The organism is Nocardia sp. NPDC060255 (assembly GCF_042727395.1).
Classification (GTDB): domain Bacteria; phylum Actinomycetota; class Actinomycetes; order Mycobacteriales; family Mycobacteriaceae; genus Nocardia.
Genome location: NZ_JBHXAU010000015.1, coordinates 13,533 through 29,469 on the forward strand (window position 1 = coordinate 13,533; position 15,937 = coordinate 29,469).

Consider the following 15,937-nt stretch of genomic DNA (forward strand, 5'->3'; position numbering starts at 1 on the left):
CGTGAGCGTCAGATCCACCCGTACCAGGCGTACTTCTTCAGGCTCTTTTGCTGCTTCATCCGTTTGACCATGCGTACGAGAGTCATGACTCCACCTCCGGTTGTGAGCGTGTCAGAAGAATGCGCCTGGATCACAGGCACCTAACGAGGGTAAGCGAAACATGTTGCGCTCTGGCGCGTTTCGGCGAAGCTTAGCGCCGAATTATTGTTTTGTGACGCATAAATTACGCCTCCTGCGTACCGTGGAAATTGGTCAATCTTGCATACGCGACGAATAGCGAAGGCGCACTATGAATCTCGCTGCCTCGACTCGGATCGAAACGCTGGACGACGACTTTCACGCCAATCCACACCGGTACTATCACCGGTGGCGAGAGCAGGGACCGGTGCTGCGCATCCACGCACCCTCCGGAGTGGTGAGCTGGCTGATCGTCGGCTACACCGAAGCCTATGCGGCACTGCGGGATCCGCGACTACGCAAGAGCGCCGACGGCATCGGAGAGCTCTTCCGCCGAAAGTACCCGGCGGCACCGGCGAACGCGCCACTTGCCAACCTCGATCACAACATGGCCAATAGTGACTCGCCCCAACACATCCGGCTGCGAAGGCTCGTCAACAAAGCCTTCACCCACCGAGCCATCGCCGAGCTGCGGCCACACATCGAGGAGACCACCCGGTCGCTCCTCGACGAGATGGCCGAACACGACGAGGTCGATCTGCTCGCGGCATTCGTGCTGCCACTGCCAGTCCGAATGATCTGCGACATGCTCGGAGTACCGCGCAGCGACGTGCCGGGATTTCAAGAGTGGGCACGGGAGCTGTTCCGGGTCGTCGGCGACGAGCGCGCCGAGGCCTTCCGCGAGTTGCGCTCGTATCTACGAGGATTGGTGACGCGAAGACGAGCGAACCCGGGTGCCGATCTGCTCTCCAAGCTGATACACGCTCGCGACAACGGCGACTCGCTCTCCGAAGTCGAACTGCTGGACATGACCGTCATGCTGCTGGTGTCCGGGCACGGAACGACGGTCGATCTGTTGACGACCGGGTCACTCGCACTACTGCGTGATGATTCGCTCTCGGATACGTTGCGCGCCAACCCCTCAGCGCTACCCGCAGCCGTCGACGAGTTCCTCCGCTTCGACGGCCCGATCCACTTCTCCACAATTCGCTACACCGCGGAACCGGTGCTGATCGGAGATACGGAAATCCCGGCAGGTGAATTCGTGCATATCGCCGTCGCCGCCGCAAACCACGACCCGGCGATTTTCCCCGAGCCCGACCGCCTCGATATCGGCCGCGATGCCGGGCAACACCTGGGTTTCGGTCACGGCGCTCACTTCTGCGTCGGTGCCCCCTTGGCACGCATGGAGGCAACCGTCGCCTTCTCCGCCTTGCTGCAGCGCTTCCCGGACATGCGATTGGCGTGTTCTTACGCAGATCTGTCCTGGCACCACAACTTCGGCTTTCCCACTCTCACCGCATTGCCAGTTCGGCTGGGGCGCAACGAAGTACCGCGCCACACGGCCGGCATCCCACCTGCTGCACCCGTTCCCGATTCGGCAGCGACCGAAGGCGAAATCGAAGTGCCCCAATACTGATTCGACCAGCACCTACCCAGGATCCGCGCACGCGGACGCGAATCCTGGGCGTGACCGCTCACTAACCCTGACAGGCCTTCGCGGCGGTGAGGATCACGTCGATCACCAGGTCGGGCTGGGAGAGCATCGGGACGTGGCTGCTATCCGCCTCGTAGGTGGCGGCATCCATCCGCTTGGCGCAGAACCGCTCCAGCTCCGGTTGGACGGTGCGATCGTGCTTGCCCACGATGTACCAGCTCGGCTTCGACTTCCATGCGGTGCCCTCGACCTTCTGGTCGAACAGGTCGGTGGCCGGCACGCCCTGGGTAGCCCAGACCAGCTGCTGCTCCTGCTCGGAGAGGTCACCCGCGAAGCACTCGATACCGTCCTGGCGCAACCAGATGCGACCGTCCACGATCTCGATGTGCTCGAACACGTCCGTAGGCGGGAACTTGGCCTGCAGACTCTGCGACGTCTCGTCCTCGTCCGGGGCAAGGGCGGCGATGTACACCAGCCCGGCGACGCGGTCGTCGATTCCCGCGCCCGTGATGACGGTTCCGCCGTACGAGTGACCGACGAGGATAGCCGGGCTGCTGACCCGGCCCAGTGCACGCTTGACCGCGGCGATATCGCCCGCCACAGTGTCGAGGCTGTTCTGGGTGGACACGACCTCGTGCCCCTGCGCCTGCAGTGTAGGAATCAGTTTGCTGAAGCACGAACCGTCAGCCCACAATCCGTGGGCGAAAACGATGCTCGGCTTGGTCGGCGTCGACATGATGCGCGCCCTTCCTCGGCGCGAGGCCACCGACCCGCACCGCCTATGGTCGTTCCCAGTGTGCGAACCGTGACGGCCGGGGCGGCCCCCACAACGACTATCGTCCTCCGGCCACCCGCCAACGCGCGGAACTTTCGCCAGGTTCGCCCCAACCGAAGCCTATGCACCGCAAACGTTCTCGAGCATTGCCGGATCAGTAGGCACCGAGCGACCTCGTTGGCAGGTGTGATCCGGTCTCGACGGCTCCTACGCGAATCATGGCCAATCGCGCCCGCACGATCTACCGTGGGTGCAGATCATCCATGCACGGGGGGATTTCATGGATCTCGGTTTTCACCTTTCCGATTTCGAAATCGACGGTGGCACCGCCGCCATCGCGAGCGAACTGGCCCGGGTCGGTGCCGCAGCGGAAGCTTCGGGTGCGACCTGGTTGTCGTTGATGGACCACTACTTCCAGATCGAGCTGACCGGCCTTCCAGCGGAGTCGGCCATGCTGGAGGGGTACACCACCCTCGGCTATCTCGCCGCGCACACCTCGACGATCGGCCTGGGCCTGCTCGTCACCGGCGTGACCTACCGACATCCCGGCCTGCTCGCCAAGATCGTGTCCACCTTGGATGTGCTGTCCGGCGGCCGGGCGATACTCGGCCTCGGCTGCGCCTGGTTCGAACGCGAACATCGCGGGCTCGGCGTGCCCTTCCCGCCGGTCGCGGAACGGTTCGAGCGACTGGAAGAGACCTTGCGTATTTGCGCACAGCTGTGGGATCCGCAGAGCAACAAGCCATTTCGAGGCAAGCACTATCAGCTAGCCGAAACTCTCTGCTCACCACAGCCGATCAACCGGCCCAAGATCCTCATCGCCGGTGGCGGCGAACGTAAAACGTTACGACTGGTCGCGCAATACGGTGACGCCTGCAACCTCGTCGGCTCATCTCCCGAGGATGTCGGGCACAAGCTCGACATCCTGCGTCGCCATTGCGACGACGTCGGCAGGGACTACAACGAAATCCGCACCACAATCGTCGCCAGCAACCCGCGCCCCACCCCCGCCACCTGCGACGAATTCGTCCGTGGGATGGCCGATTACGCGAAACTCGGCGTGCACGAGGTCCTGGTCATCCCGATGGGCGGCGCGCCGGCGGCGTGGATCGACGGCATGGCACCGGCCGTCCCGCAGCTTGCCGAACTCGGGTAGCGACCCGAGTCGGAGCGGCGGATCACCGTAATCTCCCTGGCCATCAGGCAAGATGCCAGGCATGAAGGTAATCCTCTTCGGCGCGACCGGCATGATCGGGCAGGGGGTGCTCAACGAGTGCCTGCGGGACGAGCGGGTCGAGCAGGTGCTCGCCGTCGGGCGCAGCGCGCTGGGCATCGACAACCCCAAGCTGCGCGAGCTGGTGCAGTCCGATCCGACCGACCTCGCCGCGATCGCCGACGAGCTGCCGGATTTCGACGCCTGCTTCTTCTGCCTCGGCGTGTCCTCCGTCGGCATGAAGGAGGAGAACTACCGCCGGATCACCTACGACCTGGCCTTGAAAGTCGGCCGCACACTCGCGGCCGCGAACCCGACGCTGATCTTCATCTATGTTTCCGGACAGGGCACCGACAGCACCGAGCAGAGCCGCACGATGTGGCAGCGGGTGAAGGGAAAGACCGAGAACGATCTGCTGGCACTTCCCTTCCAGGCGTACATGTTCCGGCCCGGATTCGTACAGCCGATGGACGGCGTGGTCTCCAAGACCCGGCTGTATCGCGCCGCCTATGCGGTTACCGGGCCAGTGATCCCACTGTTCAAACGGCTGGCACCGAACGCGGTCAACGACAGTCGCGAGATCGGTCGCGCCATGATCGCCGTCGCGGCGTCGGGGGCCGACACTCGTGTGCTCACCCCTCGCGAGATCACCGCGCGAGCTACGCCGTAGCGGTCGGCGAAGTGACCCTACCGAGGGCCGTCGGCACTGCGCGCATACTGTCCGGGCGTCGTGCCCAGAATGCGTTTGAAGTGCCGAATCAGGTGGGGTTGGTCATGAAACCCGGTGGCAGCGGCCACATCTCGCGCGGACATACCGCCGAGCAACAGCGGCCGGGCATGATCGACCCGGCGCGAGATCAAATACTGATGCGGTGGCATGCCGAACTCGCGGCTGAACGCCCGAATGAGATGGGTCGGGTCGGCGTGCAACACCGCCGCCGCCTCGGTGAGCGAAACACCTTCGGCGGTACGGGAATCGAGTAGTTCGCGCAGTCGATGCGCCAACCCGGGATCGGCGCGCCGAGGCGACGGATCGGTGCCGCGCAACAGGTTACCGAGCCGGTCGTGGATGAACGCGAGCCGACTGGCGGCCTCCAGTTCATCGCCGACGTGGCTCAGTACCGCATGCAATTCTCGGACGCGGCGGTGCAGCAGCGGATCGGTGAAGGTGGGACTGTCGACGGCGCGGCCGATCATCGCCTCGGGCAGATGGAGGTCGTCGAGGTACAGGACCCGCTTGCGGAATCCGTGCGCGGTCGCGGCCTGACCGTTGTGCGGGACATGCGGCGGCAGCAGCGAGACCACCGAGCCGAGGGCGCCGTGTTCGTGCCGGTCGAGGTCGTAGCGGACCGCACCGTCGTCGACGATCAGCAGCGTCCAGGAATCGTGGGCGTGCATCGGGTAGACGTGCCCGATGAAACGGGCATGAAAGACCTCGACGATGCCCGGCACCCGCGGCTGCCAGGCCCTGACCTGCTCGACCGCGCTGCCAACCATGCCAGGATCGTACAAGCCTCGGCGGGCCGGTCGGCGGCAGAGTCATCGGCATGGAGAACGTACGCTTCGACACCAAGATCGCGGTACTGCTGCGCGAAGACCTCCCCACCTGGCAGCGGCTGAACGTGACGGCTTTTCTGGTCAGCGGCCTCGGCACGGCAGAACCGGAGGTGATCGGCGAACCATACGTCGATGCGGACGCGACAAGCTACCTCGCGATGTTCCGGCAGCCGGTCCTCGTCTTCGAGGGTGCCAAGGAGGTACTACGCAGCGCGCACAGCAAGGCATTGACGCGGGGACTACGGACGGCGATCTTCACCTCCGACCTGTTCACCACCGGGAACGACCACGACAACCGGGCCGCGGTGCGAGCGGTCGGCGCGGCCGATCTGGACCTCGTCGGTATCGCCGTATACGGACCGCGCAACGTGGTGGACAAGATACTCAAAGGTGCGCGAATGCATCCGTGAAATCGAACCCGCCGCCCGGCATTGTTCAAGCAGAAGAGTCCTTCGTACCAGCCACTCCCACAACCACTTTGAAATCCCACGACCATCGCCACGTCCAAGACCATCGCCATGGCCATCGCCACGACGAACTGCCGCTGGTCGAAACTGCCGGGTCGGCGCCGCGCGGCGCAACGCCACCAGCTACTACGGCCGCAACGGTAGCGCTGACCAGCACCGTCTATCGCCTGCAACGAGCATGTCGTTTAATTACGACGAGGGCTGCCGACTCTGCGGGTTGGTCGATCGCCAGAGACCCGGTGTGTGCGCTTGGCCCGCCAGTTGGGGAGTTCGGGTCGTGCGAACGGGTGTGAAACGGACGGGCAGGGACGTGATTCCGCCTAGAAAGGGTGACGGACGTCGGACCAAATTCGCTGCGGGGACGGCGAGTTCGAGATCGGGCAGCCGGTCCAGGAGCACTTCGATGCCGGTCTGCGTGATGATCTCGGCGATCTGCTGCGCCGCGAACGGGCACCGGTACTCCCCGTGGCCGAAAGCGAAGTGTGCGCTGTTTCCGGTGTCGGCCGCCGCGCTGTTCTCGGCGGGCTGCCTGCCGACGTGTGGGTCGGCGTTGGCGGCGGCCAATCCGAGCAGCAGCATGTCCCCTGCTCGGATGTCCTTGCCGCCGAGCCTGGTGTCGGTGGCTGCCCAGCGACCCGGGAAGATTTGGATCGGCGTGTCTTCCCACAGCACCTCGTTCATCGCGTACTCCACACTCTGCGGCCCGCCGCCAAGTGCCCTGGCAAATCGCTCGTCGGTGCGCATCAGCCGTATCGAGTTCCCGATCCAGTCGACGGTCGGCAGATACCCCGCGGCGATCACCGCCAGCAGATCCTGCGCATATTCCGCATCGGTGCACGACGCGGGATGGGTCAGCATCCGCGACACCAGATCGGCACCGGGCCTCGCTCTTTTGGCGGTGAGCAACTGCTGCATCCGCGTGGCGAGGCGCGGGTATACCGACCCTGCGGCGGAACTGCCGTCGGTCAGCGCCTTCAACATCCCGATGAACTGCGACCCATCATCCTCGGCGAAGCCGAAGATCCAGCCCAGCGCCGACATCGGCAGCGGTTCGGCGAACTCGGCAACGAGATCGGCTGTGCCCCTTCCGCAGAAGGTATCGATGAGTTGGTCGGCCAGGTGCTCACAGGTGTGCCGCAACGCGACGAGGTCGACCGACTCCAGCGCGGGCTCCACCATCGCCACCCGGCTGCGATGAATCGCACCCACGGTAGAGGTAATCGACGGATTCGGCCGGTCGATCATCGGAAGCAGCGGCCACTTCGCGGGGATGTTCGCCCGCTGGCTCCACAGTCTGCTGTCCCGGGGAAACAACACGGGATCGCCGGTAACCTGAAGCAATTCGAGGTAGCCGATGACCAGCCACGCCGGAACACCGCCTGGCAGTTCGACGGCGACCACCGGCCCGTGCTCGTGGCGCATCGTCCGATACAGCTCGTCGGGGTCGGCGCGGAAACCGTTGTCACTCAACGACACCCGTGTCAGCTCCCGGTGCACCGGGCAACCGCTGGGTTCGGTGATGGCATCAGCCCGCGGCGACCGGTGCTGCGCAGCGGGATCGGGCCCGAAGGCCGTGCCCATCGCGTGTTCGGTCATTGGGACACCTCCCCGTTTCCGGTGTGCGGCGACCCGAGGTAGTCGCCGTTCATAGCGGAAGGCGAAGGGTCACTGTCGGTTTCGGAACCGACCGGCACGCGCGAGCGCGGCGCCCAAGCCCCATGGATCGACATGCCATCCTGAGATACGGGCCGGAGCCCGACCAACGTGCGCCCCCGCTGTTGCGGCTGCCTCGAATCGGTGACGTCGGGTGCGTCTTCCGGCGCTGTCGCGTCGGGCCGGATGACCGGCGGCAGCGACTCCCGTGCCGTGGCCGTGGGAATCGATGCGGGCGAGCCGTTCACCGGGGTGGTCAGATCCCGCGGCACCAGCACCACCGCTGCCGTCCCGCCGATGGCGGAGGGGCGAAACGACACGGTGAGTCCGTGCTTGCGCGCCAGCGATCCCACCACCGCGAGACCGAGCCGGGTGCCGGTCAACGAGGAAGGATCCGAGGTGGCGCCTTGCCTGCTGTCCCCCAGGTCCGAACCCGATACGAGCAGCTCGGCCCGCCGCAGTGCCGATTCGCTCATGACCAATCCACTGTCCTCGATAGTGATCACCAGCCCGGCGGGAATCTCGGCCGTGTACACCAGGACCTCGGTGGTGGGCGGAGAGAAGTTGCACGCATTGTCGAGAAGTTCGGCGACGGTGTGCATCACGCCCTCCGCCGCATGGCCCGCGATCGCGATATCGATCGCGGTCCGCAGCCGAACTCGCTGATAACCCGCCACGCGCCCCATGGCGCCCCGCACGATCGACTCGACGGAAATCGGGTTGGGCCACCGACGCCCGGATCGACCGCCGCTCAGCACGGCGAGACTGTCGGCGAGCCTGCCCGCCTGCGCGGAGCGATGATCCAGCAGAAACAGATCGGCGAGCATACTCGAATCGTCGTGCCGGTCCTCCATGCCGCGCAGCTCCGCCAGCATGCCGGTGGTCATCGCCTGCAGGCGGCCTGCCACGACGGCGAATGCGGCCATCGCCGCGACCCGGCGGCCCTCACTCTCCGCCGACTCCCGCGCCCACCCTGCGGCAGCTGCGTTCGCGGCCTCGATCCGGACGGCCGCATCGGCGGCCGACGCTGCGCTGGCCTGGCGGTAGTGCGCAGCCGCGGCCACCGCGACGCACAACACTATCGAGACCACGGTGGCGCCCAGCGCGAGCGGAACCCGGAATGCCGCCGGCGCGCTTGACACGGCGGCCACGACGACAACCATGCTCGCGAGAGCGCACGCCAACGCCTCCGGATACAGCACACGTGCAGCTCTGGCGGCGTACTCCTCGATGCGGCCGCTCGACGACTTCGACATCTGTGACAAGTTTTGCATTTCTGCACCGCTTTCCAGGGGCGCATGCGGAGCAGCCTGGATAAATGAAAACCGCATGCGATGTATTTGCCTGACCGTAGCTGCCTAATTAAAGAACAATGTCCAAAATGCGACAATAGCAATTGTCTATGAATTTGGACACACCGCCAGCAGTGCCGCAGTGGCGAAGTGTTATGCACTCCAACAGGGAAAACCTGCCCGGCTTCGTCATGTTATCGCACGTTGACGCGCACTTCATATGATCCGCAGGCTCGATTCGCCGCCAGTTAACGATTCATCCATCAGATCAAAGTTGGACAACTGACCGAATTCCCGAATCGCCAATATGGCAAGAGGCAAGACATTTAAATTTGGTAAAGAAAATCCCCCTGCGGATAACTTCTCGAAGATTTCGATTGACGTACCGGACGTCAGCTTGTAGAGGACCGTGCCCGCCGAAGCGATCTCGCCGATGCCGCTGAATGCGGATTCGCCTAGCGGCCGGATCGCGACATCCGCAACCAGGGCCGGGCACGTAGAACCGAGTCGCCTCCGAGTGATGCGCAACACATTGAGCCCACCGATTGGGGCAATAGAATAATATTGTACCAAACGGTACAACCTCACTTCGGGCGCACGAACCTGGTCGAACAGGAGAATGTCGCGAACAGGTCGAAAGAGGTCAACCGCACGAATGTGAGATATCGACCCCACTTCCGAACAGGAGATCGATCATGTCTGAAAGCGCTTTGACAGCAGAGGTTTTCGTTACTCCGACGATCCCGGCGGAGACCGGCATTCCTGGGCAGAAGTCGATCTGGTCACCCATGTCGGCCACGCTGATCTCCGGTACGCGCGACGCAGTCCTCGTCGACGCCTTCCTAACCGTGGATCAAGCCCGGGACCTGGGCGACTGGATCGAGGCTTCGGGAAAGAACCTCACCACCATTTACCTCACCCACGGCCACGGCGACCACTTCTTCGGCATGACACCACTGCTACAGCGGTTTCCCGGCGCCCGCGCCGTCGCCACTCCCGGCACCGTCGCGCACATGCACCAAGAGCTGGAACCCGAGTTCTTCCAATCGTTTTGGGGATCGACCTTCCCCGGCCAACTCCCGAAAGGCCTCCAGGTGGCCCAGCCGCTGACCGACGGAGTGATCGACCTCGAAGGGCACGAACTACGCGCCGTCGAGGCAGGCTACAGCGACACCCACGACACCACATTCCTGCACGTACCCTCGCTCGACCTCGTCGTCGCGGGCGACATCATCTACAACGGCGTGCACCAATACCTCGCCCAAACCAGCAAAGCCTCACGGCAACAGTGGATCTCAGCAGTCGACCAAGTCGAAGCCCTGCATCCGAAGCGAGTCGTCGCCGGTCACAAAGCACCGGGCGCAGCGGACTCACCGCAGGCAATCGCCGAAACGCGCTCCTACCTAACCGATTTCGACCTGCTGCTCGACAAGGCCAGCGAACCGGCCGAACTCATCGATGCGATGCTCGCCCGCTACCCCGACCGCATCAACCCCAACGCCTTGAAACTTTCCGTACGAAGGGTCTTCGCCCGGGAAAAAGCCCCCACCCCTGCATGATCGGCATACTTGTGACGTGACGATCACGGTACGTCCGGGGCGACCGGATGAGGCGGCACTGCTCAGCGATCTCGCGTTGCGGTCCAAGGCATTCTGGGGCTATGACGAGCGGTTTCTTGCGTCGTGCCGGGACGAGCTCACTCTCACCGCGACCGAGGTTGCGGTCCGCCGGACGGCGGTGGCCGAGTTGAACGGCGGCGCCGTTGGTTTCGTGACCGTCGAGGGGACTGCGCCGATCGGTGAGCTCGGGATGCTCTACGTCACTCCAGAAGCGATCGGAAAAGGTGTCGGCGGCGAGCTGTTCCGGCATGCGGTCGAGACCGCGCGCAGCGCCGGCTTTCATCGTCTGACGATCGACTCTGATCCGAACGCCGAGTCGTTCTATCGCGCGATGGGCGCTGTGCGGGTAGGCAGCGTCGCGTCAGGATCTATCCCGGGTCGCGAACTGCCGCTATTGGCAGTGGATGTGATCCCAGCAGTCGGCCGGCTTTCAGCGACTCCCCGAAACCCGGGATCGCCGCCGGACGCCTGATTTGATTCCGCCGAAACACCCACCGACAGAAGAATTCCCGTGCGGTTGGAAGTATTTCCGGCAGGGCCAGTAGGGTCGGGGGCATGTCGACGACGCCCGACTCCTTCCCCCGGCTGAGTGCGCGCACCCAGCGATTTACGCTCGGCGCACCGCGAGCTTTCACCGTCGCACCCGACGGCACGCGCGTCGCATTCCTGCGCTCGACCTCGGGTACGGACCGGGCGAGTTCGCTGTGGGTCCTCGATCTGGCGCAGGGCGAGGAGCGGGTAGCGGCCGATCCGCGCGTCCTGCTGGGCGGCGCTACCGAGGACCTGCCGCCCGAAGAGCTCGCGCGTCGCGAACGCAGCCGCGAGGGCGGCGAGGGTATCGTCGGCTACGCCACCGACACGGCCGTGGAGTTGGCGGCTTTCGCTTTGTCCGGCCGGTTGTTCGTGGCCGACCTGAAGGCCGGCACGGCACGTGAACTCCCAGCCGCCGGATCGGCGATCGACCCACGCCCATCCCCGGACGGTCGGCACGTCGCGTATGTCGCGCACGGTGCGCTGCGGGTCGTGAGTGTCGAGGGTGAGGACGAGCGGGCGCTCGCCGAACCGGAGTCGGCCAACGTCACCTACGGTCTCGCCGAGTTCATCGCGGCGGAGGAGATGAGCCGCTACCGAGGATTCTGGTGGTCGCCGGACTCGCAGCGATTGCTGGTCGCCCGCGCGGACGACACGCCGGTACAGCGCTGGTGGATCGCCGACCCGGCCCGGCCGGCGGATGCCCCACGACAGGTCGCCTACCCGGCGGCGGGCACCGACAACGCGGACGTGCAGCTGTTCGTGATCGGCCTGGACGGGATGCGCACGGAGGTCATCTGGGATCGGGCGCGTTATCCGTACCTCGCGCAGGTGCATTGGTCGGGTGCCGGTGCTCCGCTGCTGCTCGTGCAAGCGCGCGATCAGCGCAGTCAGCTGTACTTGGCGGTGACCCCGGAGACCGGCGCGACCCGGACCGTGCACACCGACGAAGATCCGGTGTGGCTCGACCTGTTCCCCGGCGTGCCCTGCTGGAACCCCTCAGGACAGCTCGTCCGGATAGCCGACGAGGGTGACGCACGCGTCCTCGCGGTCGGTGAACGTGCGCTGACCGGCCCACAGTTGCACCTTCGCGCGCTACTCGACGTCGGGTCGGACGATGTGCTGATCACCGCGTCGGCCGGTGCCGAGGCCGACGCACCGGAAACCGGCGAGGTTCACGTCTATCGCGTCAACGAGCTTGGCCTGGAACGTGTTTCGCACAAGCCGGGCGTGCACTCGGCGGTGCGGGCCGGCGGCATCACCGTGCTGGTATCCGCCACACTCGACCGTCCGGGCGCCGATGTGCAGGTGCTTCGCGACGGGACGCAGGTGGCGACGATCGCCTCGTACGCAGCCGATCCCGGCCTGTCCCCGCGGGTCACCCTGACCGAGGCAGGCAAACGGCGCATCCCGTGCGCCGTCCTACTCCCCCGTGATCACAACGGCTCGACCCCACTCCCTGTCCTCCTGGATCCCTACGGCGGACCGCACGGCCCGCGGGTACTCGCCGCGCACAATCCACATCTCACCTCGCAATGGTTCGCCGACCAAGGTTTCGCCGTCGTGGTCGCCGACGGCCGCGGCACCCCCGGCCGCTCCCCCGCCTGGGAGAAAGAAATCCGCGACGACCTCGCGGCAGTCGTCCTCGAAGACCAGGTGGACGCGCTGCAGGCGCTCGCCGAAGATTTCCCCCTCGACCTGAACCGAGTCGCCATCCGCGGCTGGTCCTTCGGCGGTTACCTCGCGGCGCTCGCGGCACTCCGCCGCCCGGACGTCTTCCACGCAGCCGTAGTAGGCGCACCGGTCATCGACCTGCGCCTCTACGACACCCACTACATGGAGCGCTACCTCGGCCACCCGGACGAGCAGCCAGAAATCTATCGACGCAACTCACTCATCGACGACGCAGGCCTGGTCGACGCAGCCGACCCGCACCGCCCCATGATGATCATCCACGGCTTCGCCGACGACAACGTGGTAGTAGCCCACTCCCTCCGCCTGTCCTCAGCCCTACTGGCCGCCGGCCGCCCCCACGAAGTACTCCCCCTCTCCGGCGTCACCCACATGACCCCCCAAGAGTCGGTCGCCGAAAACCTACTCCTCCTCCAACTCGACTTCCTCCGCCGCTCACTCCCCTGACCAACCAGCTCGGCAACCACCGAACCGCCACTCCACCTAGCGGATTCGGGGTGCTGTCGCTCATAAGGTTCCCTCGGTCAAGTCTCGGGTGGTGGGAACGACGTCGCCGATCCAGCGGCGGAGTTGGGTGTTGTCGGCGGATTCGGGCCAGTAGACGAAGGTGTCGAAGCTGGTTTCGACGGCGAGGTCGGCCAGGATGCGGGCCCAGCCTGCGGCGTCGGTGCGGATCGGTTCTTCGCCGCGCAGGGTGATCGGGCCTGGTGCGTCGGTGATGGTGCCGACGAGTTGCGCCATTCGGGTGATGTCGGCCGGTTTGCGTCCCGCGTCGATCGCGGCGGACGAGATAATGTCTTGTGTCGCTTGCCATTTCTCGTACGGCAGATAGTGCGGGATGGGTGCGGCCCAGCCGTCGGCGATCCGACCGGTGAGGGCGTTGGCCTTCGGGCCGACGCTGCCGAACCAGATGCCGACCGGATGCGCAGGCGCGGGCCCGGCCTGCACACCGTGCACGGTGTACTGCGCGCCATGGACTTTCGCCTTCGTCCCCGGCAGCCACATGGCCCGGATGATCGCGGTGGCCTCCTCGAGTGCCTGCAACGCTTCGGGATTCGACCGCACCGGCCCGCCCATCGCGCCGATCGCGGGCCAGAACGCGCCCGCCCCCAACGCAAGTTCGAATCGTCCGCCGCTGAGCAGATCCAAGGTCGCCGCCTGCTTGCCGAGCATCGCGGGCCCGCGCAACGGCAGGCTGGCCACATCCGGAAACACCCGCAGCCGTTCAGTTTCCGACAACACCGTAGCCATCACCGCGAACGTATCCGCCAGCCCACCCGAGTACGGATGATCCTGAATGCCGAACAGCTCCAGCCCTTCCCGATCCGCCACCTTCGCCATCGCCCGCAGCTGTGGCAGCTCGGTCACCGTCGGCGCCACCTGAATCCCGAATCGTAAGTTCACACCATGATCATGCCAAGGCCACCGATCGGCGGTTTCGGTCGGCGGTGAGCACGACTGTCCGTCCAACTGCCCCGTTCATCTCGCTGCCACGAGCTCGCGTAGCGCCGAGCGCTGGATCTTCTTCGACGGGGTGAGTGGGAGTGCGTCGAGGAAGATGAAGCGGCGCAATCGGGTCCACGCGCCGATGCGCTCGGTGACCAGTGTCTGCAACTGTGTCTCGAGATCTTCCTGCGGGAGCTCGCTGCCGGGAGCGCGCACGATGAACGCGACGGGCACCTCGGTGTAGAACGGGTCCGGTGCGGCGACCACGGCGCAACGCTGCACGTGTGGGTGGCCGCCGAGGATGTGCTCGACATCGAGGGCGGGCAGACTGTCGCCGCCGACGTTGATGATGTCGTCGGTTCGCCCTTCGACCCACAGATACCCGTCCGCGTCGAGGTGGCCCGCGTCCGAGGTGTCGTAGTAACCGGCGAACTTCGTCAAATACGTGGCAACGAAATGATCGTCGCGCTGCCATAGCGTCTGGATGGTGCCCGGCGGCAGCGGAAGTTTGAGCACGATGTGGCCCGAAACGCCTTGCGGGACAACCCTGCCGGTCGGGTCCACGATCTCGAGTTGATACCCGGGCAGCGGGCGGGTGACCGAGCCTGGCTTGGCCGGCTGCAGGCCGAGACCGAGCGTGTTCGAGGCGATGGGCCAGCCCGCTTCGGTCTGCCACCAGTTGTCGATGACCGGGCAGCCGAGATATTCACTCGCCCAAGCCATCAGCTGCGGTTCGACGCGTTCACTGGCGAGGAACACGCCCCGCAGCGTGCCACCGCCTGGTGTGCGGGACGGCGCGGCCGCGCGAATGCGGCGCAGCGTCATCGGCGTCGTGGACAGCACGCTCACCTCGTATTCGTCGAGCAGCCGCGCGAAGGCGTCGGCGTCGGGAGTGTCGGTGGCCGAGCCCTCGTACAGAAGTGTCGTGCAACCGGTGACCAGTGCGCCGTAGACGGTGAAGGACTGCCCCATCACCCAGCCGGGGTGCGAGTCGGTCCAGAACACCTCGCCCGGCCGCACACCGAAGACGTTGCGCACGGCCCAGTGCAATGCGGTCAGATAACCACCGGTGTCACGCACCACCGCCTTGGGCCTGCCGGTCGAACCGGAGGTGTAAAGCAGGTAGAGCGGATGGCTGGACTCGACCTGAACAGCATCGCGGTACGGCAATGCCGCCGCAGTCAGTTCCGACCAATCCACATCCCGCCCTTGCACCAGTTCGCTTGGCGCCCAGGGACGTTGCAGCACCACGCAGTGCCTCGGCTGATGGTCGGCCGCCGCCAGCGCGGCATCGACGACAGCGTGATACGGGGTGAGGTCGGGGTTCTCGAATCCCGCTGACGCCGTGAGGATCACGGCCGGTGCGGCATCGTCGATCCGGTCGCGCAACATGGATACCGGGACGCTCGGCACGACGACATGGGTGATCCCGAGCCGCGCGCACGCCAGCATCGCGATCACGGTTTCCGGGATCGCGGGCAGGTGAATGAGGACAGTGTCACCCAGGCTCACGTTCAATGCGTCGAGCACTCCAGCGAACCGGGTCACCTCGTCCAGCAAGCGTCGATACGTGAAAGTCTGCTTGGTTCCGGTGCGCGGACTGTCGAACAGAATCGCTGCCACCTCACCGCGCCCCTCGGCGATATGCCGATCGAGACAGTTCACCGCCGCATTGAGCCGACCACCGGCGAACCAGCGGTGAAACGGGGAATTGTCGCTGTCCAGCCCGGCATCCCACCGACGGCTCCAGGCCAGCTCACCGGCCTGACTTTCCCAGAACCGCACGGGATCCGCCGCCCACGACCGGTACACGGAGTCGAACACGATGAAACCAACCTTCTCCCAGAGTGTTTCGCGAAACGTCGCGAGGAGTCCCGCGCCGACGGTCGGCAGCATCGCGGGAAAGGCAACCAGCTCAGGTATCCATCCCCCGGAGTGGCATCGCCCATCCGATCAGCCTCGCTATCGATCCGGTGAGCAGACATCACCGGGATCAGGTGATCGTGGCTCATCCAGCCCCCCGATCCGAATTCACCGGATTCAGGTGACCCCAATTCACCAGGCTCGCTGCGACTCT

The 15,937-nt window shown here is 65.4% G+C and carries 15 protein-coding genes; 7 read left to right on the plus strand and 8 right to left on the minus strand.

What is annotated here, in order from left to right; translation table 11 throughout:
• Positions 1-8 precede the first annotated feature (8 nt).
• Positions 9-86, minus strand: coding sequence for a tryptorubin family RiPP precursor (locus tag ACFWF1_RS25770; RefSeq protein ID WP_218023992.1), 78 nt, complete (start codon positions 84-86; stop codon positions 9-11).
• A 203-nt stretch (positions 87-289) separates the two neighbouring features.
• Here ACFWF1_RS25770 and ACFWF1_RS25775 point away from each other — a divergent pair, with 203 nt between their 5' ends.
• Positions 290-1,597, plus strand: coding sequence for a cytochrome P450 (locus ACFWF1_RS25775; protein WP_379292118.1), 1,308 nt, complete (start codon positions 290-292; stop codon positions 1,595-1,597).
• A gap of 61 nt (positions 1,598-1,658) precedes the next feature.
• Here ACFWF1_RS25775 and ACFWF1_RS25780 read toward each other — a convergent pair whose 3' ends face one another.
• Positions 1,659-2,351: an alpha/beta fold hydrolase gene (locus ACFWF1_RS25780; RefSeq protein WP_379292117.1), complete on the minus strand. Its 693-nt coding sequence runs from the start codon at positions 2,349-2,351 to the stop codon at positions 1,659-1,661.
• Positions 2,352-2,670: 319 nt separating this feature from the next.
• Here ACFWF1_RS25780 and ACFWF1_RS25785 point away from each other — a divergent pair, with 319 nt between their 5' ends.
• Together ACFWF1_RS25785 and ACFWF1_RS25790 are read left to right on the plus strand one after the other, a co-directional pair.
• Positions 2,671-3,546 (plus strand): LLM class F420-dependent oxidoreductase, encoded by an 876-nt coding sequence (locus ACFWF1_RS25785; protein ID WP_379292116.1) that lies wholly within the window; start codon positions 2,671-2,673, stop codon positions 3,544-3,546.
• 61 nt (positions 3,547-3,607) lie between these two features.
• On the plus strand, positions 3,608-4,273 hold the full coding sequence (locus ACFWF1_RS25790; protein WP_379292115.1) for an epimerase: 666 nt from the start codon (positions 3,608-3,610) through the stop codon (positions 4,271-4,273).
• Positions 4,274-4,290: 17 nt separating this feature from the next.
• Here ACFWF1_RS25790 and ACFWF1_RS25795 read toward each other — a convergent pair whose 3' ends face one another.
• Positions 4,291-5,100 carry an AraC family transcriptional regulator gene (locus ACFWF1_RS25795; protein ID WP_379292114.1) on the minus strand — a complete coding sequence of 270 codons (810 nt, stop codon included), beginning with the start codon at positions 5,098-5,100 and terminating at the stop codon, positions 4,291-4,293.
• 50 nt (positions 5,101-5,150) lie between these two features.
• Here ACFWF1_RS25795 and ACFWF1_RS25800 point away from each other — a divergent pair, with 50 nt between their 5' ends.
• On the plus strand, positions 5,151-5,570 hold the full coding sequence (locus tag ACFWF1_RS25800; protein WP_379292113.1) for a DUF2000 family protein: 420 nt from the start codon (positions 5,151-5,153) through the stop codon (positions 5,568-5,570).
• Positions 5,571-5,816: 246 nt separating this feature from the next.
• Here the strand turns inward: ACFWF1_RS25800 and ACFWF1_RS25805 are convergent, their stop codons facing one another.
• The 3 genes from ACFWF1_RS25805 to ACFWF1_RS25815 all read right to left on the minus strand — a co-directional run bounded on the left by ACFWF1_RS25805 (position 5,817) and on the right by ACFWF1_RS25815 (position 9,247).
• On the minus strand, positions 5,817-7,223 hold the full coding sequence (locus ACFWF1_RS25805; protein ID WP_379322222.1) for a cytochrome P450: 1,407 nt from the start codon (positions 7,221-7,223) through the stop codon (positions 5,817-5,819).
• Positions 7,220-8,536, minus strand: coding sequence for a sensor histidine kinase (locus ACFWF1_RS25810; RefSeq protein ID WP_379287557.1), 1,317 nt, complete (start codon positions 8,534-8,536; stop codon positions 7,220-7,222). Before ACFWF1_RS25810 ends, ACFWF1_RS25805 begins: the two co-directional genes overlap by 4 nt.
• Positions 8,537-8,788: 252 nt before the next feature.
• Entirely contained in the window at positions 8,789-9,247 is a 459-nt protein-coding gene (locus ACFWF1_RS25815) for a hypothetical protein (RefSeq protein WP_379287559.1), read from the minus strand.
• Between the two features lie 20 nt (positions 9,248-9,267).
• Here ACFWF1_RS25815 and ACFWF1_RS25820 point away from each other — a divergent pair, with 20 nt between their 5' ends.
• The 3 genes from ACFWF1_RS25820 to ACFWF1_RS25830 all read left to right on the plus strand — a co-directional run bounded on the left by ACFWF1_RS25820 (position 9,268) and on the right by ACFWF1_RS25830 (position 12,861).
• The gene (locus tag ACFWF1_RS25820) at positions 9,268-10,131 is read left to right on the plus strand and encodes an MBL fold metallo-hydrolase (protein WP_379287561.1); all 864 of its coding nucleotides are present in this window, start codon (positions 9,268-9,270) and stop codon (positions 10,129-10,131) included.
• A 16-nt stretch (positions 10,132-10,147) separates the two neighbouring features.
• Complete coding sequence (locus ACFWF1_RS25825; protein ID WP_379287563.1) at positions 10,148-10,663, plus strand: GNAT family N-acetyltransferase; 516 nt, start codon at positions 10,148-10,150, stop codon at positions 10,661-10,663.
• 83 nt (positions 10,664-10,746) lie between these two features.
• Entirely contained in the window at positions 10,747-12,861 is a 2,115-nt protein-coding gene (locus tag ACFWF1_RS25830) for a prolyl oligopeptidase family serine peptidase (protein ID WP_379287565.1), read from the plus strand.
• A 60-nt stretch (positions 12,862-12,921) separates the two neighbouring features.
• Here the strand turns inward: ACFWF1_RS25830 and ACFWF1_RS25835 are convergent, their stop codons facing one another.
• Together ACFWF1_RS25835 and ACFWF1_RS25840 are read right to left on the minus strand one after the other, a co-directional pair.
• Entirely contained in the window at positions 12,922-13,818 is an 897-nt protein-coding gene (locus ACFWF1_RS25835) for an LLM class flavin-dependent oxidoreductase (protein ID WP_379287567.1), read from the minus strand.
• 75 nt (positions 13,819-13,893) lie between these two features.
• Complete coding sequence (locus ACFWF1_RS25840; RefSeq protein WP_379287569.1) at positions 13,894-15,756, minus strand: AMP-binding protein; 1,863 nt, start codon at positions 15,754-15,756, stop codon at positions 13,894-13,896.
• Positions 15,757-15,937: the final 181 nt, after the last annotated feature.

What these genes read in the sequence shown, in the direction of transcription:
- ACFWF1_RS25800 (WP_379292113.1), top strand. Translation starts at nt 5,151, where the DNA reads ATGGAGAACGTACGCTTCGACACCAAGATCGCGGTACTGCTGCGCGAA.
- ACFWF1_RS25830 (WP_379287565.1), top strand. Translation starts at nt 10,747, where the DNA reads ATGTCGACGACGCCCGACTCCTTCCCCCGGCTGAGTGCGCGCACCCAG.
- ACFWF1_RS25795 (WP_379292114.1), bottom strand. Translation starts at nt 5,100, where the DNA reads ATGGTTGGCAGCGCGGTCGAGCAGGTCAGGGCCTGGCAGCCGCGGGTG.
- ACFWF1_RS25780 (WP_379292117.1), bottom strand. Translation starts at nt 2,351, where the DNA reads ATGTCGACGCCGACCAAGCCGAGCATCGTTTTCGCCCACGGATTGTGG.
- ACFWF1_RS25775 (WP_379292118.1), top strand. Translation starts at nt 290, where the DNA reads ATGAATCTCGCTGCCTCGACTCGGATCGAAACGCTGGACGACGACTTT.
- ACFWF1_RS25820 (WP_379287561.1), top strand. Translation starts at nt 9,268, where the DNA reads ATGTCTGAAAGCGCTTTGACAGCAGAGGTTTTCGTTACTCCGACGATC.
- ACFWF1_RS25810 (WP_379287557.1), bottom strand. Translation starts at nt 8,536, where the DNA reads ATGTCGAAGTCGTCGAGCGGCCGCATCGAGGAGTACGCCGCCAGAGCT.
- ACFWF1_RS25785 (WP_379292116.1), top strand. Translation starts at nt 2,671, where the DNA reads ATGGATCTCGGTTTTCACCTTTCCGATTTCGAAATCGACGGTGGCACC.
- ACFWF1_RS25840 (WP_379287569.1), bottom strand. Translation starts at nt 15,756, where the DNA reads ATGCTGCCGACCGTCGGCGCGGGACTCCTCGCGACGTTTCGCGAAACA.
- ACFWF1_RS25770 (WP_218023992.1), bottom strand. Translation starts at nt 86, where the DNA reads ATGACTCTCGTACGCATGGTCAAACGGATGAAGCAGCAAAAGAGCCTG.
- ACFWF1_RS25790 (WP_379292115.1), top strand. Translation starts at nt 3,608, where the DNA reads ATGAAGGTAATCCTCTTCGGCGCGACCGGCATGATCGGGCAGGGGGTG.
- ACFWF1_RS25805 (WP_379322222.1), bottom strand. Translation starts at nt 7,223, where the DNA reads ATGACCGAACACGCGATGGGCACGGCCTTCGGGCCCGATCCCGCTGCG.